We start from the raw sequence: 4,941 nt of genomic DNA, 5'->3' as shown, positions 1-4,941 counted from the left end.
TATTGAGAGTTAGTGGTAACTTCAATATAACATGAAATTCACATGGCGTTTTTTATATGTTAGCCTGAGTGGCTAACTTCATTATAAAATCCAGCTTTGATTATTTTTTTTTACAATTCCAACTAATTTAGAACATTGATTCGTTTTTAAAGGCATATCCAAACATTTAAATAAAGCAATAATAGTATCTACAATAGTGATATTTAATTGTTTTGACTTCATTGCACTTATTAGTTCTTTGAAAAATATCAACATAGTTTTTTCATACATTTTGTTATTGGTTTCAGACAAATTGAGTTTAAGTTCCTTGTAAAAATAAGTACTCTGATTTAAGTCATTCTTGATTATAAAAACAACTAGAATATTCGATATTAATGAAAATACCTCATTATTATACTTTCTTAATTGACCAAAATAATCTAATTTCTTTTTTGTTCTTTTATACAATAATAGTATTAAATCTTCAGAGAAAAAGTCTAAAGAATTAGTAAATAAAACTAATTCATAATACGTCCATTCGTCACATTCAAGAAGATAATCCTTTAAAACATTTAAACAGTTCATATCACTTGGCTTATTTGTAATATAGCTAATGGTTAAATTACAAAGTGTTGAATAGTGTAACTGTTTTAATTGACTGTTGCGATTATATTTTTGTTCAGTTGATACTTGTAATTTCTTTAGGCTTTCTAAATCATTCAAATAAAAAGCGTGAGAATATTTTTTCAAAAAATCGAAATCGTTCTCTTGATTGTAGTTAGTATATATGAAATGAAATTCATCTAAAGAAACGTTTAGATTAGCAAGAATCTTAAATAGTTTATCAGAGGTAGTATCACTTAATCCTTTTTCAAATCTTGAAATAGCTGGACGACTTAAAATATCAGTATAAACATTTGCAGATTTCAGTCTTTTTGACATTCTAATATGTTTAACTACTTCTCCAACTTTCATATAACCACCCTCTTTTGTTACTTATTGTTAACATTTCTTATTATAAAAACAGAAGCTCTATATATTTAATTGTATAACAAATGCATATAAAAATATATATTAAGGAGTGGTTATATTGTCATTCATAATTAATATTTTAGTTTGGGATGTTATTGGAGGAACATAAGAACCTGATTCATGAGTATAACAATTATTAAATTAGCTTGAAAATAAAGAATACTAATCTAAAGGAGGTGATAAAAATGATAATTAATCTTTCAAAATCTTTGCACTTAAGTAAATTTGAGAAGATAGCTATGGTTACTATATTCTGGACTTTACTTTTAGCTGCAACAGCAAATATACTTTTCGTTGCTGATCTGTTTGGTATTCCTTTTACTACTGATATCGTGGATCAAGTATGGGAATATATAGCAGGAGGGACTGGTACTGTTACTGCTATTTCATGGGCATTGGGAGTAACAATTCCAGCTTGGGCAGCACCAGTTATAGGAGCAGTCGGCGTAGTATCAGCATAATCAATTAATACATGCAGAAAAATCAAGGACAGTTGTTAGCAAATATCTTAGCGATTTCTAACTTTTTGAAAGAACTTAAAATTAAGGTTAGGAATCGCTTTTTGCTAATTTATTTCTTTTTATAGGAGTGACTATACTGAATAGCAAATTTAATAAGAAAATTTTAACTATTTTTGGTTTAGCAATTATTTTGGGTTTTATGTTAGGGTTGAGAAGAGAACAAGAAACAGTTGACATCACAGCTATTGATTCAATTATACATTGGGAAATATTAAAAGAAATCATATTGAATAATACTATTGCTTTCTTATTACTTTGTTGTTCCTTAATTATAGGAAAATCGATCATATATATGTTTTTCTCTATAAATGGATTTTTAATAGGTACAGTTATAGGAAGAGTTCGTAATATTACTGCTATAATCTTGCTAATTCCACATGGGATATTAGAAATGGGTTCCTTTTTATTTGCTGGAGCTATCCTTTATCACTTATTAAGTGAAAACGAGAAAGGAGTAATAGTACTAGAGAAGAAAAAATATTTAAACTTATTTTTAATATCTTATTTTACCCTTACTTTTTCTGCGCTAATTGAGGTATTTATTACTCCTCAATTAGTTGTTTGGGTTGAAACTTTTTAAAAAACATATGAAGGAGATTTTGATTTATGAAAATACTTTCGCGCCTTTTTGTAGTTATACTTTTACTTTTAATGGTATATTTTTATGTTTTTAATCGGGATAGTTCTATAATTGCATTACTCGCAATAATTATGATTTTCTCAACACTACTCTTTAATAAAATATTTAGTAAAAAGGAGGAATGAGATATCGAAACAGATGTTTTTTCAGTTTCCAATATTTATAAAAGGCAAGGAGATTTTTTACTAGACTCCGTTTCTTTGTCGGCAATGAACAATGACATTATTGGATTAATTGGTGATAACGGAGCAGGTAAAACCACTTTTTTAAAGATCATTGCCAGCTTAATATCAATTGACTCTGGAGAATCAAACTTACCTTTGCAAGAAAAAATAGGAGTCGTATTTGACCAGCTTCCATTTCCAGGGAGTTTATCTATTTATGAATTAGAAAAAGTTATGAAACGTTTATTTTCGACTTGGGAAGCGGAAAAATTTCATAATTATATTAACCTTTTCAAGTTGCCTTTAAAGACACCAGTTAAAAAGTTCTCAAAGGGAATGAGTATGAAACTAAACATTGCAGTCTCTTTATCTCACCAAGCCCAGATTCTATTGCTGGATGAATTAACCAGTGGGTTGGATCCATTAGTGCGAATTGATATTTTGCAACTCATTCAAGATTACGTAAGAGAGAACAATGCAACTGTTGTTATGTCTACACACATATTGGATGATATTGATAAAATTGCTACAAAGGTTGTGTTGATGCACAATGGTAAATTTGTTTTACAAAAAGAAATGAAAGACATACCTGATATGCACTATCTAGAAAAAAAGTTTAAAGAAATACTAGAAAAGCAAGGTGAGAATTAATGACAGGACTCCTACTAAAAGATTTATATCAGCTCAAAAAGCTTTGGATTCAACCTAAGTTTCTCCTCACCAGCATTTTTATTATAGTAGCAGGGATGGTGTTTCTAAATTCTAGTGCCCTTCTAATTTCTATTTTCATTTCCGTTTTTTTTATTAATACGATTCAAACTCTGTTTGTAGATGATAAAAAAAGTGAGTGGACTTTATTTATTCAGACCATCAAAATATCTTCTTTTAATATAATTTGTAGTCGTTATTTATTGTCAATAATTGTCTGTTTAGCAGCAACTTTTCTGAATGCTGGAATAAGCCTAATCTTATGGTTAGTTTATGATCAGTTATCACTCAAAGAGTATTTTATTTTATCACTGATTTTTTTAACAGTCACACTTATTTATGTGTTTATCATGCTGCCTTTTTTCTATGAATTTGACGAGAATGGTTTAACAATTGCAATTCTCTTATGTGTATTAATTGCTTTTCTAATATCAAGAATACCTAGAGTACATGAACATATTACAACTTTCTTAAGTTCAATTACGACTAGCCAAATTACTTTTATCGGATTGGCTACTTTAGTTTTAATAGGTATTCTATCGTTCTTGAGTTCATTAATCATTTTTCAACGGAAAGGTTAGGTGGATCTAATTTTGAGAAATAAAGTACGTTGGATTAATTTAATTCTTATGTTAGTGATAACAACATTCACGAGAATTCATTTAACTTTTCTTTATTCACCGGCGAGCTCTGCAATCTTAGAAGAATACTTCAACCCTTTAGTACTTAATATCATATTTTCATTATCGACTTTAATTATTATCTTCATTTCAATACTAGGTACATATATAGTATTGGTGGTTTTTAATAGCCTAGTTTCACACGAAGAGATACATTATCTAAGAGCAAAAACAACAATCTACAAAATTTATATAAATGGTTTTATGTTATATAATATTTTATATATTTTTTATCTACTAATAGTAAATGAGATATGGGAGAGTATGGAATTAAATATATCTAGTATTATGCTTTTCTTCTTTTTAAGTATCGCACTTTACAAGTCTTCAAACATTTTCAAAAAAACAACTAATCGGTTACTCTTTTCTTTATTAATCTTTTTTATTAATAGTCTTCTCGCCATTTATTCTTTGTTAACATCAATTTAGATATTTGATAAAGTCCATATAATTTTGTACCGTAAAAAGGCCATATGAATTGCCTCTTTACGGTACACTGTTTTTAACCCTTAAAAACATACCCAGGAGGCAATCATATGACCCAAGTACATTTTACACTGGAAACCGAAGATATTCAAAGCTTAATTGACCAGTCGGTTAAAGATATTGCATCTAAACAGATTCTACAAACTGTATTTAATCAATTGATGGACGAGTAGCGAACCGATTATATTCAAGCCACGAATTATGAACGATCAGATGACCGAAGAAGTCAAAGCGATGGCGAATTTACACCAACTGTATTTGAGCGGTATCAACGCAATGAGAAGGCTCTTTTAGCTTCTATGTTAGAGATGTATATTTCAGGTGTCTCTACGCGTAAAGTCTCTCAAATCGTTGAGGAGCTGTGCGGTAAATCAGTCTCTAAGTCCTTTGTCTACAGCTTAACAGCCCAGTTAGACCCTATGGTCTCCGAATGGCAAAATCGCTCTCTATCAGACAAGCATTTCCCTTATGTTATGACCGATGTGATCTACATAAAGATCAGAGAAGAAGTCAAATTCCTCTTCAAATTTACTGATATTGATAGGCTCGCAAGGCTAAAAATAAGCTAGTAAGCGTTTATATTGACCAATCAAAATACCATAAGGCCTGTGAAAAGCTGGAAGAAGGCTTCGAAGAGGAGGTGCGGACATAATCTTGGACTACTATAAGACAGGAGAATGTCCATGTACTCTTACCAAAAAAGATTGATAGCTGTAAAGCTTTACATCAAA

Annotated in this window: 5 protein-coding genes and 1 pseudogene; 5 read left to right on the top strand and 1 reads right to left on the bottom strand. The window is 29.8% G+C overall.

Annotated elements, in window-relative coordinates; translation table 11 throughout:
- Positions 1 to 81 precede the first annotated feature (81 nt).
- Complete coding sequence (locus tag CLV38_RS13375; RefSeq protein WP_106196456.1) at positions 82 to 954, bottom strand: helix-turn-helix domain-containing protein; 873 nt, start codon at positions 952 to 954, stop codon at positions 82 to 84.
- Between the two features lie 242 nt (positions 955 to 1,196).
- On the opposite strand from CLV38_RS13375, the gene CLV38_RS13370 reads away from it, so the two are divergent.
- From CLV38_RS13370 to CLV38_RS13350, 5 genes and pseudogenes are all read left to right on the top strand, one after another.
- Positions 1,197 to 1,472, top strand: coding sequence for a class IIc cyclic bacteriocin (locus CLV38_RS13370; protein WP_106196454.1), 276 nt, complete (start codon positions 1,197 to 1,199; stop codon positions 1,470 to 1,472).
- A 127-nt stretch (positions 1,473 to 1,599) separates the two neighbouring features.
- Positions 1,600 to 2,112 carry a stage II sporulation protein M gene (locus CLV38_RS13365; protein WP_106196452.1) on the top strand — a complete coding sequence of 171 codons (513 nt, stop codon included), beginning with the start codon at positions 1,600 to 1,602 and terminating at the stop codon, positions 2,110 to 2,112.
- Between the two features lie 188 nt (positions 2,113 to 2,300).
- Positions 2,301 to 2,987: an ABC transporter ATP-binding protein gene (locus CLV38_RS13360; RefSeq protein WP_342751978.1), complete on the top strand. Its 687-nt coding sequence runs from the start codon at positions 2,301 to 2,303 to the stop codon at positions 2,985 to 2,987.
- The gene (locus tag CLV38_RS13355; RefSeq protein WP_106196448.1) at positions 2,987 to 3,625 is read left to right on the top strand and encodes an ABC-2 transporter permease; all 639 of its coding nucleotides are present in this window, start codon (positions 2,987 to 2,989) and stop codon (positions 3,623 to 3,625) included. The genes CLV38_RS13360 and CLV38_RS13355 overlap by 1 nt, the downstream gene beginning before the upstream one ends.
- A gap of 635 nt (positions 3,626 to 4,260) precedes the next feature.
- Positions 4,261 to 4,847, top strand: a pseudogene (locus tag CLV38_RS13350) (transposase); the annotation flags it as partial.
- Between the last annotated feature and the right edge of the window lie 94 nt (positions 4,848 to 4,941).

Origin of the sequence: Alkalibacterium olivapovliticus (assembly GCF_003003275.1) — a bacterium.
In the GTDB taxonomy this organism is placed as follows: domain Bacteria; phylum Bacillota; class Bacilli; order Lactobacillales; family Carnobacteriaceae_A; genus Alkalibacterium; species Alkalibacterium olivapovliticum.
The sequence above is the reverse complement of the archived record's forward strand: the minus strand, read 5'-3'. Positions and strand labels throughout refer to the sequence as shown.